14 protein-coding genes are annotated in these 13,512 nt (G+C 49.1%); 3 read left to right on the forward strand and 11 right to left on the reverse strand.

The features are described 5' to 3' along the window. Window positions 1-1,159 precede the first annotated feature (1,159 nt). The 7 genes from P4S53_RS02675 to hisC all read right to left on the reverse strand — a co-directional run bounded on the left by P4S53_RS02675 (window position 1,160) and on the right by hisC (window position 7,113). Entirely contained in the window at window positions 1,160-2,092 is a 933-nt protein-coding gene (locus tag P4S53_RS02675) for a nucleoside recognition domain-containing protein (protein WP_337111259.1), read from the reverse strand. A 54-nt stretch (window positions 2,093-2,146) separates the two neighbouring features. After that, entirely contained in the window at window positions 2,147-2,614 is a 468-nt protein-coding gene (locus P4S53_RS02680) for a RidA family protein (RefSeq protein ID WP_337111260.1), read from the reverse strand. 111 nt (window positions 2,615-2,725) lie between these two features. Next, window positions 2,726-3,556 carry a PhzF family phenazine biosynthesis protein gene (locus P4S53_RS02685; protein ID WP_337111261.1) on the reverse strand — a complete coding sequence of 277 codons (831 nt, stop codon included), beginning with the start codon at window positions 3,554-3,556 and terminating at the stop codon, window positions 2,726-2,728. A gap of 69 nt (window positions 3,557-3,625) precedes the next feature. After that, window positions 3,626-3,970 carry a RidA family protein gene (locus P4S53_RS02690; protein ID WP_337111262.1) on the reverse strand — a complete coding sequence of 115 codons (345 nt, stop codon included), beginning with the start codon at window positions 3,968-3,970 and terminating at the stop codon, window positions 3,626-3,628. 231 nt (window positions 3,971-4,201) lie between these two features. Next, window positions 4,202-5,170 (reverse strand): LysR family transcriptional regulator, encoded by a 969-nt coding sequence (locus tag P4S53_RS02695; RefSeq protein ID WP_337111263.1) that lies wholly within the window; start codon window positions 5,168-5,170, stop codon window positions 4,202-4,204. A gap of 74 nt (window positions 5,171-5,244) precedes the next feature. Next, window positions 5,245-6,018 carry an ABC transporter substrate-binding protein gene (locus P4S53_RS02700; protein WP_337111264.1) on the reverse strand — a complete coding sequence of 258 codons (774 nt, stop codon included), beginning with the start codon at window positions 6,016-6,018 and terminating at the stop codon, window positions 5,245-5,247. A 33-nt stretch (window positions 6,019-6,051) separates the two neighbouring features. Next, window positions 6,052-7,113, reverse strand: a complete 1,062-nt coding sequence (hisC, locus tag P4S53_RS02705; protein ID WP_337111265.1) for a histidinol-phosphate transaminase — start codon at window positions 7,111-7,113, stop codon at window positions 6,052-6,054. Between the two features lie 206 nt (window positions 7,114-7,319). On the opposite strand from hisC, the gene P4S53_RS02710 reads away from it, so the two are divergent. Then, window positions 7,320-8,204, forward strand: coding sequence for a LysR substrate-binding domain-containing protein (locus P4S53_RS02710; protein ID WP_337111266.1), 885 nt, complete (start codon window positions 7,320-7,322; stop codon window positions 8,202-8,204). Here the strand turns inward: P4S53_RS02710 and P4S53_RS02715 are convergent. The 3 genes from P4S53_RS02715 to P4S53_RS02725 all read right to left on the reverse strand — a co-directional run bounded on the left by P4S53_RS02715 (window position 8,196) and on the right by P4S53_RS02725 (window position 10,953). Continuing rightward, entirely contained in the window at window positions 8,196-9,278 is a 1,083-nt protein-coding gene (locus P4S53_RS02715) for a hypothetical protein (protein ID WP_337111267.1), read from the reverse strand. The genes P4S53_RS02710 and P4S53_RS02715 overlap by 9 nt on opposite strands. Window positions 9,279-9,327: 49 nt before the next feature. Next, window positions 9,328-10,377, reverse strand: a complete 1,050-nt coding sequence (locus P4S53_RS02720; protein WP_337111268.1) for a hypothetical protein — start codon at window positions 10,375-10,377, stop codon at window positions 9,328-9,330. Between the two features lie 297 nt (window positions 10,378-10,674). Continuing rightward, window positions 10,675-10,953 carry a hypothetical protein gene (locus P4S53_RS02725; protein ID WP_337111269.1) on the reverse strand — a complete coding sequence of 93 codons (279 nt, stop codon included), beginning with the start codon at window positions 10,951-10,953 and terminating at the stop codon, window positions 10,675-10,677. A 209-nt stretch (window positions 10,954-11,162) separates the two neighbouring features. Here P4S53_RS02725 and P4S53_RS02730 point away from each other — a divergent pair, with 209 nt between their 5' ends. Then, window positions 11,163-11,741, forward strand: a complete 579-nt coding sequence (locus P4S53_RS02730; protein WP_337111270.1) for a glutathione peroxidase — start codon at window positions 11,163-11,165, stop codon at window positions 11,739-11,741. 160 nt (window positions 11,742-11,901) lie between these two features. Further along, entirely contained in the window at window positions 11,902-12,879 is a 978-nt protein-coding gene (locus P4S53_RS02735) for a hypothetical protein (RefSeq protein ID WP_337111271.1), read from the forward strand. A 77-nt stretch (window positions 12,880-12,956) separates the two neighbouring features. Here P4S53_RS02735 and P4S53_RS02740 read toward each other — a convergent pair whose 3' ends face one another. Further along, window positions 12,957-13,409, reverse strand: a complete 453-nt coding sequence (locus tag P4S53_RS02740) for an AraC family transcriptional regulator (RefSeq protein WP_337111272.1) — start codon at window positions 13,407-13,409, stop codon at window positions 12,957-12,959. Between the last annotated feature and the right edge of the window lie 103 nt (window positions 13,410-13,512).

The raw sequence follows: 13,512 nt of genomic DNA on the forward strand, positions 1-13,512 counted from the left end.
GCGCCAAACCATGCTGAATGGATCGCCAAACTCAAGCGCGACATACCCTCTGGTTACAAGAAGTAGACGGCACAAAAATTACAGCCTAATAACGAGTTAGCAACTAGCGTTACCCACTCCCCCAGGGAAAAATTCAGGACGAATTTTTAGGTTGTCGGCGCCGGGAGCGCCTACAACCGGCCCGGACCACACCAAAGAACAAAACGGCATTTCTGGGTACTCTTTGGGCTGACAAAGAGTACCTGGCGCGCATCAAACCATGCTGAATGAATCACCAAACTCAAGCGCGACATACACTCTGGTTACAAGAAGTAGACGTCACAAAAATTACAGCCTAACAACGAGTTAGCAACTAGCGTTACCCACTCCCCCAGGGAAAAATTCAGGACGAATTTTTAGGTTGTCGGCGCCGGGAGCGCCTACAACCGGCCCGGACCACACCAAAGAACAAAAAAGCATTTCTGGGTACTCTTTGGGCTAACAAAGAGTACCTGGCGCGCGTCCAACCATGCTGAATAAATCACCAAACTCAAGCGCGACATACTCACCCAGCCACCAAACGCACTCGCCGCATGGATTCCCGCCTATCACGGGAATGGCGGCTTAGTAACGTACATTGATGGGACAAAATCAGGGAAAAATTCAGGACGAATTTTTAGGTTGTCGGCGCCGGGAGCGCCTACAACCGGCCCGGACCACAGCAAAGAAACAAAAAGCATTTCTGGGTACTCTTTGGGCTAACAAAGAGTACCTGGCGCGCATCAAACCATGCTGAATGAATCACCAAACTCAAGCGCGACATACCCTCTGGTTACAAGAAGTAGACGTCACAAAAATTACAGCCTAACAACGAGTTAGCAACTAGCGTTACCCACTCCCCCAGGGAAAAATTCAGGACGAATTTTTAGGTTGTCGGCGCCGGGAGCGCCTACAACCAGCCCGGACCACACCAAAGAACAAAAAAGCATTTCTGGGTACTCTTTGGGTTAACAAAGAGTACCTGACGCGCGTCCAACCATGCTGAATAAATCACCAAACTCAAGCGCGACATACCCTCTGTTTACAAGAAATAGACGTCACAAAAAAATACTATCTAACAACGAGTTAGCAACTAGCACTACCTACTCATCCAACCACAAATATTGCACTCACTGATACTTTAGAAAAACACAAAATGTAGTAATGACCTGACAACAATACCAATCAACACACCTGGAATGGCATACTTAAAAACGCTTATGAAGCGATAACCAATACCTAAAAAAATGCCAACACCTGGTAAGTCAAAAGTATGAATTAAGAATCCTGCTGATGCGTTAACCTGTTCCACAGTAATTTTATTTTGCTGAACTAAATCCGAAACAACCCCTAAATATGCTGTACCGCCCCCCAGATACTTAGCTAATGTAGGCATAACAAACATAGATGGGATATTTATATAATTAAGGACCGGCAGCAACAGCTGCTCGATAGCGGTTACAGCTCCCGCTGCTTTAAGAATACCAACAACAGTAATGGATAACGTTAGCATAGGTATCGCCCCGACCGCTAAACGTATAGCATCATAACCCGCATCGTTAATTACTCTGACCATCCCTTGCTGGGCATTATTTTCGCTTGACTGTTTTTCCGTCGCCTTTTTATCTTCTGCTGACAGTTTACGCCCTGAGTAATACCAGGTTAGTGAAGATGCACACAACCCTCCGATAATCGAAAATGTAATGGCCGCGGACCAGTTTAAGCCTAAAGGGATCATAGGATAAAGCACATTACCTTGCCCCATGGTTAATATCATCGCTAATGTTGCAGCAAGATGCCGATCTGATATTCCTCGGTTATGCATAATAGACAGCGTAGCAAGTGGCGCAGCAAAGCTGATAAAGTTCATTTGGATCAATGCAAAGGTACTCATTCCCGTTAACCCAAAAGGCTTCAGTAACGGCGTAATTGCTCTAACAATTGCCCCCATTATTCCTTTCGCTTCCAGAACTTTCATTATGCACAACATTACAACCATAACAGGCAATAGCGTATAAAGAGCAATATCAACGGAAGATCTTCCTGAAGACATGATAATTTCAATTAGGGACATTCTATTTTCCTAATAAACAGCCCGTATCAGAAAACTCCGGATTATTAATAACAGTTAGTCTTTAATAGAAATAATGGCATCAATTTGAAGGATCATACCCAGAGGTAATGAATTCATTCCTGCGACTGATCGTGTATGGTATCCCTTGTCGCCCAACACTTCGACAAACAAATCTGAGCAACCGTTAACAACAGCAGCATGCTCTGTGAAGTTTTCCTCGCAATTAACCATTCCAGCCACTTTTACCACAGCCTCAATTCGTGATAAATCGCCTAGTACATCCTTAGCCACTGCGAGTAATTGCAATCCAGTATTTCGGGCAGCCATATAGCCTTCTTCTACTGACAGTTCATTCCCCAATCTGCCTGTTAAAAACTCGCCATTGATATTTCTTGGTCCTTGCCCTGACAAATAAAGCATATTCCCAACCAAACGGGCTGGCCGGTATTGTCCAGCAGGTTTTGGCGGCGGTGGTAACACAAGATTTAATGATGAGAGTTTTTGTTCTGGCGATATAGTCATCAAGCAGGCCTCTATGACTAACAAATGTACCAAGCGAATTTCAGTGATATCTATTAACGCAACATTTAGGGCAGCTTAGATATCATTTGGCAAAGCATCCGTCGTATAGAATTAACGAATGAGCCGTACCATTCCGGATACCCTGATGCTTGAACCGATCTGAGGTGCAATGTCAGCTTCCAGGCGTGAAGGCATTCCCATATCTTCTCCCTGGATAATGACTATTGAACCCTTATGCGGCCAGTCGATGTCCCGAAGATACCCAGCCAGAGCGGCGGCAGCAGCCCCTGTTGCAGGGTCTTCAAAAACCCCTCCGACAGGGAATGGGTTCCGTGAATGAAACAGTCTGTCCTGCTCTGCATAGATAAGACTGAATGTGACTAATCCTTCACGAACAGCCAGATCCCGGCCTTCTCTCTGGTCATATTGCATTGTTTGCAGTGTCTTTCTCTCTTTTAATGCCAGGATAAGATGATCGCCGCCACCATGAGCAATGGCAGGAGGAATCCGGGTATCCAGATCATCGAAATCAAGACCAAACAATGCAAGCGCTTCGACCAACAGATCGCTATCAATCGCGCGGCTATGGGTTGGAGGTGACTGAAACGACGCGCCCCATTCTTGTTCTGAATATCGCCCCTCTACCGTAATATCTGCGCGATTAAGCGTTAACGAAAAAGTACCCGGACCTTCAGTCTTTGCCAGAACGGCACCCAGCGCGATTGTTGCATGACCACAAAAGTCGACTTCGACTTCAGGGGAAAAATACCGCACTCGCCAGCCACTTTGATCTGGAGCTGCGAATACTGTCTCCGAATAACCAATCTCAGCTGCCAGCGTTTGCATCACATCAGTGCCTGGCATTGAGTCGCACAGAACAACCCCAGCCGGGTTACCTCCGGTTGAGCCATCAGAAAAAGCAGATATATGTTGGATAGGCATAAAATTACCCTATTTCAGTGCGTTGAGCGTTTAAAAGTAAAGTGCGTTTGATTGCAGCTGGTCGGGCTCTTAGCTAAGTGGCTCAAACGAGGCAACCAGGTCAATCTCAACAAGCGCATCTTCAATAGCCAACTGTGAAATCACCGTTGAACGACAAGGAAGGTGCTCGCCAAACGCATTCGCATACGCCAAATCAAATTTCTGAAAATTGCTGCGTTCGGTAATCCATACCCCTGCTTTTACGACGTTTTCCGGACGTAAATTATACTGAGCAAGCACTGCAAACTGGTGTTTCAGAATTAATGCGGTCTGCTCTTCGATATCGCCATGAATTTGACCTTTGTCATCGAAAGCAAGCTGGCCTGACAAAAATAACAATGAACCGGTACGTATTGCAGATGACAGATGTGGCATACAGACTTCTCCTGATAAATAACATGCAACGAACATGGCTGTTGTATGAAACAAAACCGTGACTAAACCCTAGTGAATGCGCTTAGCGTATTAAGATGATGCTGGCGCTTCGTTGCTAGTGAACAATTTGGCACACGTGCACAGCAGGATGCAATACACCTAACATGCATAACAGTGCTGCATAATTTGCATGAATAATGGCAGAGATGAAGATCAGAGAAAGTCAGGCTGCTATCGCTGCGCCCACGGCTCTATCTGAAAAAGATCTCTGGCCCAGGATACAAACGCATCAGTCCGGGCTGAGACATGTCGACGCGATGGACGCACCAAATAGATCCCGCCTTCGCCGTCAAAAGTCCATTGCGGCAGAATATGCAACAGCGTCCCTTCGGCAAGATCACGGGCTAGCAGCCACTCTCCCGCCCCTAAAATGCCAACATTTGCTCGTGCTGCTTCAAGCATCGCTATGCTGTCATTGGTATGCAGTGTCCCGCTTGTTCGCACCATTTCCATGTTTTGTCCATCGGACAAACGCCAAATAGGATAGGAGTGGAGACTTGGATTTCCTATGCAGTTATGTTCGAGTAACTGGCTGGGTTGATGGGGTATTCCGTGCTGTTCAAGGTAACCCGGTGAGGCGGTGAGGATCCGCTTATGCGTTGTCAGTTTACGTGCGACAAGACGACTGTCTGTCAAATGACCAATCCGAATCGCAGCGTCGAAACCACCCTCAATGAGATCAACAAAATCATCACTGTAGTGGATATCAAGTTCCAGTTTTGGGTACATAGCCATGAAATCAGGTATTTTTGGCGCAAGCCACAGACGTCCCATGGTCGCAGGAAATGCCAGTTTCAGTCTTCCCCGCAATTCAGCTGCATCTTCAGCGGCTTGTTGCTGGGCTTCATCAATCAGATCCGCCGCTACCCTGTATTTGTCTGCAAGGCGTCTCCCTGCATCCGTTAACTGTACTTGCCGTGTTGTTCTTTCGACTAACCGAACACCTAGCCGTACTTCCAGCGAAGCAATACGTTTCGAAATAATGGTGGGATGGCGTCCGATAGCTTTCCCCGCAGCAGCGAAAGAGTCGTTGGAGGCGACTGCCATTAGAGCCGTCATTTCATCTATATGTTGGCTGTTTATTTTAATCATCACTCCACACTCTCGCAGCATTTCTCTATCGACCAAAGCATATTGCATTCAATCACCGAGAATCTGGCAAAAAAATCCGAAGTCAAACGGCTTCGGATTTTTTGGAGCATTAAGGCTAAACGTTACTCACCGTAAATATCAAACTTAAAGTACTTCCCGGCAATCCGATCATACGTCCCATTTTCACGAATCGCCTGAATGGCTTTATTGAATTTCTCCGCCAGTGCTTTGTCCGTTTTACGCAGGGCCAGGGCTGTGCCCTCACCAATGTAGGCTTTGTCTGTGACCGCTTCACCGACAAACCCGAAATCCTTGCCCTGCGCTTTGTCCAGGAAAGCCAGCGCGAGTTGATCCGAGTTACCAAATGCGGCGTCAAGACGGCCAGTGGACAGATCCAGATACACTTCATCCTGACCGGTATAGCGCTGAATTTTCGCGACATCACCATACATGTCAGTGACATAACGGTCATGAATCGTGCCTAGCTGAACACCGATTTTTTTCCCTTCCAGACCGGCTTTATCAATGCTGATCCCAGCATCGTTACGGGCCACAAAACGGGCCGGAGTCTGATAATACTTGTCGGTAAACAACACCCGTTGCTTGCGTTCTTCTGTGATACGCATGGAAGCCATGATGGCATCTGATTTACGGGCTAACAGTGAGGGAATCAAACCGTCCCAGCTCTGCGTGACCCACACGCAATCCAGTTTCGCTTCCTGACACAGTGCATCGGCGATTTCAATATCAAACCCTTTCGGGGTGCCATTCGCATCTTTGTAGTTAAATGGCGGGTAAGTGAAATCGGAAGCTAAACGTACCGGTTTGTCCGCTGCCTGTACATTCGCCATCATTGCTGTTGCCAGGATCAGACCCAGGCCGAGTTGCTTTTTCATGGTTATCCCCTCTTACACTGTCGTGTTTATTCTTTAATTGAATGGATACGCTTTAAGCGCATCCAGTGTTTCCTGCATGCTGTTTCGGGTACCGATAGAAATACGGACACAGCGAGCCAAGCGCGGATCATGAGCCTGATTCCGGGTGACGATGCCTTTTTGCAGCAGATACTGATAGAGGCAATCGTCGGTGCCGAACTTCACCAGCACAAAATTGGTGGAGGACGGATAGACTTTCTCGACGAAAGCCAGCCCGGACACTTCCTCAGCAAACCAGTTTCGAATGGAAATCAGCTCATCTGCCTGGCGGCGCATGGCGGCAAGCCCTGCTTCCTGTAGTGCTTTTTTGGCAACCAGCGCACTGGGATCCGCAATTGGGTAAGGCGGAATCAAACGTGCAACATAATCCATCACACTCGTATCAGCCAGCAAAAATCCCACTCGGATTGAAGCCAGGCCAAACGCTTTGGACAGGGTGCGAATCACAACCAGATGCGGGTATTCGGCGATCAGGTTCACCACACTGGTGTGCGGTGCAAACTCAATATAGGCCTCATCAACCACCACCAGGGTAGAGTCTTTGCTCGCCTCCAGCAAAGCCACGATTTGCTCATGAGGAATCACGTTCCCTGTCGGGTTGTTCGGTGAACATAAAAACAGGATTTTACTGTCTTTCAGGTGAGGGGTGATCGCCGCCACATTCAGACTGAAGTCTTCTGCCAAGGGCACTTTCACCGTGTTCACGGCAATTGAATCGGCACAGAACTCATACATTGCATAGGTGGGAGGACAGACAATGATCTGATCGTTACCCGGCTGGCAGAAGGTGCGAATCAATAAATCGATCCCCTCGTCCGCCCCGCGAACCGCCAGCGACTCGCATTGCAGCGCGGCATCACCCATGGCATGTTCGCTGTATGCCAGATACGCTTCTTCAATCACGTGCGGAAGAAAATCAGGGTAGCGATTGTAACTCTCTGATTCACCGTAACGCTCACTCTGCTCCAGCTCATTGGCATTCAGCCAGATATGTCCTTTCCCGCCGATGCGGCGCGCAGACTGATAGGGTATGAGGTTTTTTACTACCTCTGGCACTAATTTCGTAGCTAGCGACGTCACAACACACCTCTTCGCAATGCATGAATAACAAAATCAATCCCAGATTTATGATTAAACATTCAACCTGAGAATCTTTATATTTTCCTTTTACATAAATTAAACAAATAAATTTGAAATAAGAATCGAAAAGTCGGCATACTAGCCATGAGAAAAACGCATGGCTTGAGAGGTTTGATTGACTGATGCGCTTACCATCCACCCGTGAACTTCAGGCTTTCCTGATAACCGCTGAATACTTAAACTTTACAACGGCCGCCAAGCATCTGAATGTCACCCAAGGTGCCGTCAGCCGCCAGATTCTGGCTTTAGAGGAACAATTGAAAGTCAGACTGTTTCAGCGCCATGCCCGCGGGCTGACGCTGACCAGCAAAGGACAGGCTTTTTTGCCCATGGTGCAGCAAGTCATGACCCAACTGCAAAAAGCGGTTGATCAGGTGTCGAATGAGAAACAGCAAATTAAGCTCAAAGCGCCCAGCTGTATTACCTCCTGGCTGCTGCCGAAACTGATGTCCTTTCAGCAGGCCCATCCTGACATTGATGTCGAATTAACTTCTGCCATCATGCACAGCGTGAATTTCTCATCCGAGCCATTCGATGCGGCGATTTGTTACGACGATCAGCCGCCCCATAAAGAAGTGAAAGCCTTTCGTCTGTTTGATGAATACTTATCCCCCATGTGCTCGCCTGCGCTGTTTCAGCACGACCAGTTGCCTGTGTCGCCGGAACAGCTCAGCCGGCATACCTGGCTGCATGCCACACCCCAGCATACCGACTGGCGGTTATGGCTGACACACATGGGCTATACAGGAAAACACGCCATCCAGAACCAGCGGTTTGCCACTCTGGATCTCACGGTCAGCGCCGCGATTCAGTGCTTTGGTATTGCGGTTGGCGATGTGGAACTGGCCCGGCAGGACTTGGATGCAGGCCGGTTAATCATGCCCAGCCCGCAAAGTGTGCCTTCGGGTAAGCGGTATTATCTGGTTCGTCCGAACGTGACCCCGAATACTTCCCTGTCCTTGCTGTTTGACTGGATTCTCTCTGACATTCCGCCCGCCTCAGTCTGAGGCGGCGGACTGCAAAAACTGCATACGCTGCTGCTCTTCTGGTGAAGGGGTGTACGGCTCATCACTCAAAAGTGATACGTCTAGGGTGCCTAAGGGCCAGAGCGGTTTCGGGCTGAAGCCATATTCCGTTTCTTCACCAGGAAAGCCCGACATTTTTTCGATCTGAAATGTTCTCAGTGCATAGTCATCCCGGCCGGACAGGACGCTGTGGTGCGCTTTCAGCGTAACCGTCTGCTCACCTGCGGAAAGCTTGTGTCTGGCCGTCAGAACGGCGACAGGCTTGCCGCTTTGTGTATAAAGGTTGGCTCTGACACGGTATATCCCATCCCGCTTGACCGACAAAGTGACCGGAATATTCATATCCGCACCTTCGGGCACCGGCCTGGCGACTGAAACAACTTCTGCGACCGGCACGTAATAGCGAAAATCTGCGGTGAGTATGTCGGAGCCGGTGGCGAAGTGAATGTTTGCTCGGGCCCGTACCTCTGACGGCCAACTCTCGTCTGGTGCAAAGACCATCTGATTGCCCGGCGCTTGTTGAGCGGCCAGCTTTTGATGGGTTTTGACATCAATCAGATCAACAGCGATCGACTCGACCGGCAAACTGCTCTGCACCGTCAGGCTCACGGGATCAGGATAAAAATACCGAAACGCATCAAGATTCAGCGAAGCTGTATGATCACCGTCCATGACGGGCACCTGCACCGCCATATACCGGTTCGGCTCAAGCCACTGGGTATCCTGAACCGAGAGCGGCCTGGAATAAGACGGATAAGCCAGTTCTGCAGCGTATACCCTTGAAATCAAAGCAAACTGCTCTGCCATATCGACAGGAAGTTTTATCACCTTCTGCTCAGGTGCGGTTTCACTGTCGTCTGAAGCTGTTGAGTGGGGGCTCACACTTGCTGGCTGGGTCGTCATCGGAACAACCTGAGTCTCGGCTGCGGGCGCTTGTCTGGCGGCAACCGGTTCAGATTCTGTATGCGGGTGCTGCGTTGGCCAAACATGATAGATGGCGAGCAGCACAGCCACTGTGCCTGCAAGCACAGCAGCGAACATCTTTTTCTTTTTCATAGCGAACCTGCTGAGTATGGCTTTGGCCTGAGCCAAAGCCATAACGCGATCATAAGAAAGAGTGCACAATTTCAGACATCGTCAGCGTGTCTGATCCATCGACGTAGCGGTAATAGGCGCCGTTCAGCCAGTACCATTCATCGGTGGAATGTACGCGAACCACTTTTCCATCCAGCAGGCTGGCCTGCCCCGCGGCTGTTGTTATCTGCCCTTCATGCTGGTTTTTGATCAGCCCGCTGTGGCTGTACCCTTCCCCCATCAATAATGGGTAGTGATAAGGCATAAACTGGCTGACACCCCGGGACTGGGTTGCCAGCTTCCCGTTATAACCCACATTGACCGAGCAACTGTTAAAGTCCCCGGCGTGACTGGCACCGCAAGAGGAATGGCTGGCTACGACCCCGTCGTCATTGCCGGGCAGATATCCAGATGTGACCCCCAGGTAGTCACTGCTGTCGCCGGTAAAGCGAATTCGGGGCACCCGGCTGTCCGGCAAAGCAGCCAACTGACGCGCACTGGCAACACGAAGATCGTTCAATACCCCCGTATTATTGCTGCTGGGGGTTTCTCCCAGCCACAAAGAGACCGCGTATTTAAGCATGCTGTTCCAGGTACCGCCGCCCTCAGCCACATTCACCGCGATGTCACCGAGTTCAGACCCGCCTCCGGCGCCCGCAAAGTCGAAGGTCGCCACAATATTGAGCGGTTCCAGACCGGCATTTTCCAGCCAGTTCGCCTGATTATCAATCAGATACCGTGTTATCAGATCGCCGGTGGAATGGGTGACAAACACGCAACCCGGTTGACACAAGCCTTGCTGTGAGAAAGCTTTGAGCTTAGGCCAGACGTAATCTGTCGCTATTTTGCCAGTAATCCGTTCCTGAGAAGGCCAGTCGATCCGTGCATCGGCACGGGATTGCCAATATTCCTGCCAGTACGAGGCGCCGTCCAGATTCACCTGCTCACTGCCGGGTTTAGATTGCAGCTGGCCTGGCTGGAAACCATGAACCAGCACGAGTTTGTAATCGCTCATCGCGGCCTGAGCAGGGCCGGCGGCAAGGAGTGCTGTAAAGGTGAGGTAGATAGAAAGTGTCTTCATAGTCATTCTTCTTCGTTATCAATAGGATGCTTACATGTGGCGCAACCATCAGTTCAGTTGCACAGCATCAAGTATTTGCGACTACGAGCATTTTTTATCTTCTTAATGTTATAAATTTGATCTAAATCATAACTTTTTTATAACAAAACCAACGAAAAACGTATGGAAATGCGCACTTCCGAAAGTGGAAATGTTTGATAACAGATAAGTTTGACTTATTTCTCAGGGAGTTAAAGAAGATGGGCTGATTGAAACGGCACTTGTCATAATTAACTGCCGAGAACAGAGAAAAGCGGGTTACTTCACTCGCATGACACGATGCTGGCTATCGCCTACGGTAAACTCAAGCACCTGAGAGCGCTTCATGCTCTCGACGTCACTCAGCATCACCTCGCTGTAACCTTTCTTGCTCATCCACTGGAGCGGGGTTGTAAAACTGTCTTCATTCACGATGAATGACTCATCCTGAAAACGGCTTTCGCGCACATGAACAACCCAGATTCGCTGCTGAAAGTCCATCACCGACTGAAAAGCCGCCGCCAGACGATGCCACAGATTGTTTCTTTGAATATTCATATGTCTTTCCACAAATAAGGTATCTATCAATAACGACCACACGTTAACGCTTGTCTGACGGATTGCAAGACTTTGTGCATTAATTCTTACTGCAGGCCAAATAAACCTGATGAATGTCTCGCAATGCTGCGATAAGACGTTAGAATTTATCAACATACAGCTATCAATCGCCTCTCGGCTGTGGCTGATTCACACAACAGGATTCACTTATGCTCCGCTCAATGACCAAACACCTGATTTTAGCGACTGTTATTGCCTCAGCGTCCGCGACGTTCACTGCTGTACAAGCCGCTGAAGCGCAATGTCCGCCGCTGCTAAACCACCAGTTCACTAAACTGAACACGACTGATGCCGTCAATTTATGCCAGCAATTCCAGGGGAAAGTTCTGCTTGTGGTGAACACCGCCAGTCAGTGTGGTTTCACCCCTCAGTATGAAGGGCTTGAAACTCTGTATCAGACTTACAAAGATCAGGGATTTGCTGTGATCGGTTTCCCGTCCAATGACTTCTTCCAGGACAGAGGGAACGAAGAAAACACGGCTAAAGTCTGCTATCTGGATTACGGGGTGACGTTTCCCATGATGAATCGCAGCGCTGTTCGGGGTAGCGACGTAAACCCTGTATTTAAGCAACTGACCGAAGATTCAGGCATCACGCCCAAATGGAACTTCTACAAATATCTGGTCGATCGCAATGGCAAAGTCTTCACCGTTTTTGCCAGTACGACCAAGCCTGACGATCCGAAGCTGACGCAAAGTATCGAACAATTACTGACGAAAGCTCAGTAATCAGACAGTCTGTTGTTGGCCTGCTGCGACTTTTTTATGACCCGACTCGCATCAGGCCAACGCGTGACCATTTTCCTGCTTATTTTTGATTTCACCCCTTGTTCTTTCACGAACAACCTGCGATCTTATCGCCATTCTTACGTTCCATCGCACCTTAACCATGTCAGGACACACCATCAAAGGCATCCCTTTCATTCAGGCTTCAGCCCTGTCTCTTATTACGCTTTCCGTTATTTACCCGTTTTCAGCCTTGGCTGACAATCGCCCGGAACTCACGACTGAACAGATGTGTTCACACGTGGGTCATCTTGAGCTGGCTGCATTAACACCGGCAGACCGGGAGGCCTATTTGCTGGCACAGGCTGATAACTCACTCTATCAAGTGTGGGAAATAGCAGAGAAAGTCTCAAGGGGTTCAACTTACAACCTGACAGAAAAAAATCAGCTGACGCTGCAGCTCATCTGCGAAGGTGGGTTTGCACCTGCAGAAGAGAAATATGCCGTGCAGGATGCGTTTGATCATTGGCAGAATCACCAGCCATTTACATTTGATTTGTGCCAATACATCACCAGCGGTGTTGGTTCGGCCTTCTGTGCCAATCGGTTTGCCGGTGAGCAACAAGTGGAGAGAAAGCAGCGGCAGGATTCAGCAATCCGTCAGTTGTCTGTTGCTCAGCAGCAGACCATCAAAAACGCGGTCAGAATGGCAGAAGACTTCTTTGAGCACAGGGCCTTGCACGAAGAGCTTCACAGTGGCAGCAGCAGTACGGCCTTTCGTATTGAATCTGTGGCGAATCAAAACGACAGATACCTGTCGCAAATTCTGGACGCGCTGGCAGGCAGCCAACCGGAAGATATTCCAGCATTAGATGAAGCCGACTCCACATTGAGCCAGACTTATGACAACCTGATTCAGCGCCTGAAAATCGGCCCGATTGAAGACTTCAGCCTGGAAGTCACGGCACAGGATGTTGAAAGCGTACAAAGAGCCTGGCTGGTGTACAGAGATCAAACCGCCATCATGCTGGCATCACTGAATCCTGACCTGACCGTTCAGGACTGGCTGGGCATACTCACTGCTGAACGCAACCGGCAATTGTCTGAGATTCTGGAATACATGGATGTCAACAAACACTAATTCTGACTAAATCGATATCCGGCGATCAGCCCCGGCATTTCTCCGGGGTTGGTGGCTGCAATGTCAGGGGGAAGTGACTACTTCACCGGAATGCAGAAACTGGTGTCACAAATATCATTTTCTTCATCAACACTGTGGTACAGCTCAAAGCACGGCCGTTCGCCATCGAACTGCAGCTGCGTCGCTGCGGCTATCTCCTGAAGCAGTTGTTGCCAGTACTTTCCGTATTGCGTCTTATCCGTGACCTGTTTACGTAACGTGGCGTAATCGCCCCCAGGTAAATGAGTCAGCGCAATCACGCCTTCCACCCGGGTACTTTCAGGCACGGTGATACCGACACGGGTGCGGCATTCTTCCGGTGGTGTATGCTCCACATCATCAAGGTAGACAAAAATACACTGCCCTCCCTGCAGCCCATGCTGCGCCGCCCAGCCAAACAAGGTCGCTAATGCAGGTTCATAATTCTCACCGTATGGCCCCTTGACTTCGACATAAGCCAGCCAGTTCGCAGACAATTTTTCCTGTTGCATTATCATTCTCCAATTCATGACCAACAAAAAAAAGCACTGTATAAATATACAAGTCGCCTCTGACCTGTCAATGTACCGAGCTGGTATATTTCTGCTTTGATGC

The sequence above is a fragment of the Photobacterium sp. Hal280 genome (assembly GCF_037162255.1).
Taxonomy (GTDB): Bacteria; Pseudomonadota; Gammaproteobacteria; order Enterobacterales; family Vibrionaceae; genus Photobacterium.

What these genes read in the sequence shown, in the direction of transcription:
- P4S53_RS02690 (WP_337111262.1), bottom strand. Translation starts at nt 3,970, where the DNA reads ATGCCACATCTGTCATCTGCAATACGTACCGGTTCATTGTTATTTTTG.
- P4S53_RS02720 (WP_337111268.1), bottom strand. Translation starts at nt 10,377, where the DNA reads ATGAAGACACTTTCTATCTACCTCACCTTTACAGCACTCCTTGCCGCC.
- P4S53_RS02730 (WP_337111270.1), top strand. Translation starts at nt 11,163, where the DNA reads ATGCTCCGCTCAATGACCAAACACCTGATTTTAGCGACTGTTATTGCC.
- P4S53_RS02735 (WP_337111271.1), top strand. Translation starts at nt 11,902, where the DNA reads ATGTCAGGACACACCATCAAAGGCATCCCTTTCATTCAGGCTTCAGCC.
- P4S53_RS02740 (WP_337111272.1), bottom strand. Translation starts at nt 13,409, where the DNA reads ATGCAACAGGAAAAATTGTCTGCGAACTGGCTGGCTTATGTCGAAGTC.
- P4S53_RS02675 (WP_337111259.1), bottom strand. Translation starts at nt 2,092, where the DNA reads ATGTCCCTAATTGAAATTATCATGTCTTCAGGAAGATCTTCCGTTGAT.
- P4S53_RS02715 (WP_337111267.1), bottom strand. Translation starts at nt 9,278, where the DNA reads ATGAAAAAGAAAAAGATGTTCGCTGCTGTGCTTGCAGGCACAGTGGCT.
- P4S53_RS02695 (WP_337111263.1), bottom strand. Translation starts at nt 5,170, where the DNA reads ATGCAATATGCTTTGGTCGATAGAGAAATGCTGCGAGAGTGTGGAGTG.
- P4S53_RS02685 (WP_337111261.1), bottom strand. Translation starts at nt 3,556, where the DNA reads ATGCCTATCCAACATATATCTGCTTTTTCTGATGGCTCAACCGGAGGT.
- P4S53_RS02725 (WP_337111269.1), bottom strand. Translation starts at nt 10,953, where the DNA reads ATGAATATTCAAAGAAACAATCTGTGGCATCGTCTGGCGGCGGCTTTT.
- P4S53_RS02710 (WP_337111266.1), top strand. Translation starts at nt 7,320, where the DNA reads ATGCGCTTACCATCCACCCGTGAACTTCAGGCTTTCCTGATAACCGCT.
- P4S53_RS02680 (WP_337111260.1), bottom strand. Translation starts at nt 2,614, where the DNA reads ATGACTATATCGCCAGAACAAAAACTCTCATCATTAAATCTTGTGTTA.
- P4S53_RS02700 (WP_337111264.1), bottom strand. Translation starts at nt 6,018, where the DNA reads ATGAAAAAGCAACTCGGCCTGGGTCTGATCCTGGCAACAGCAATGATG.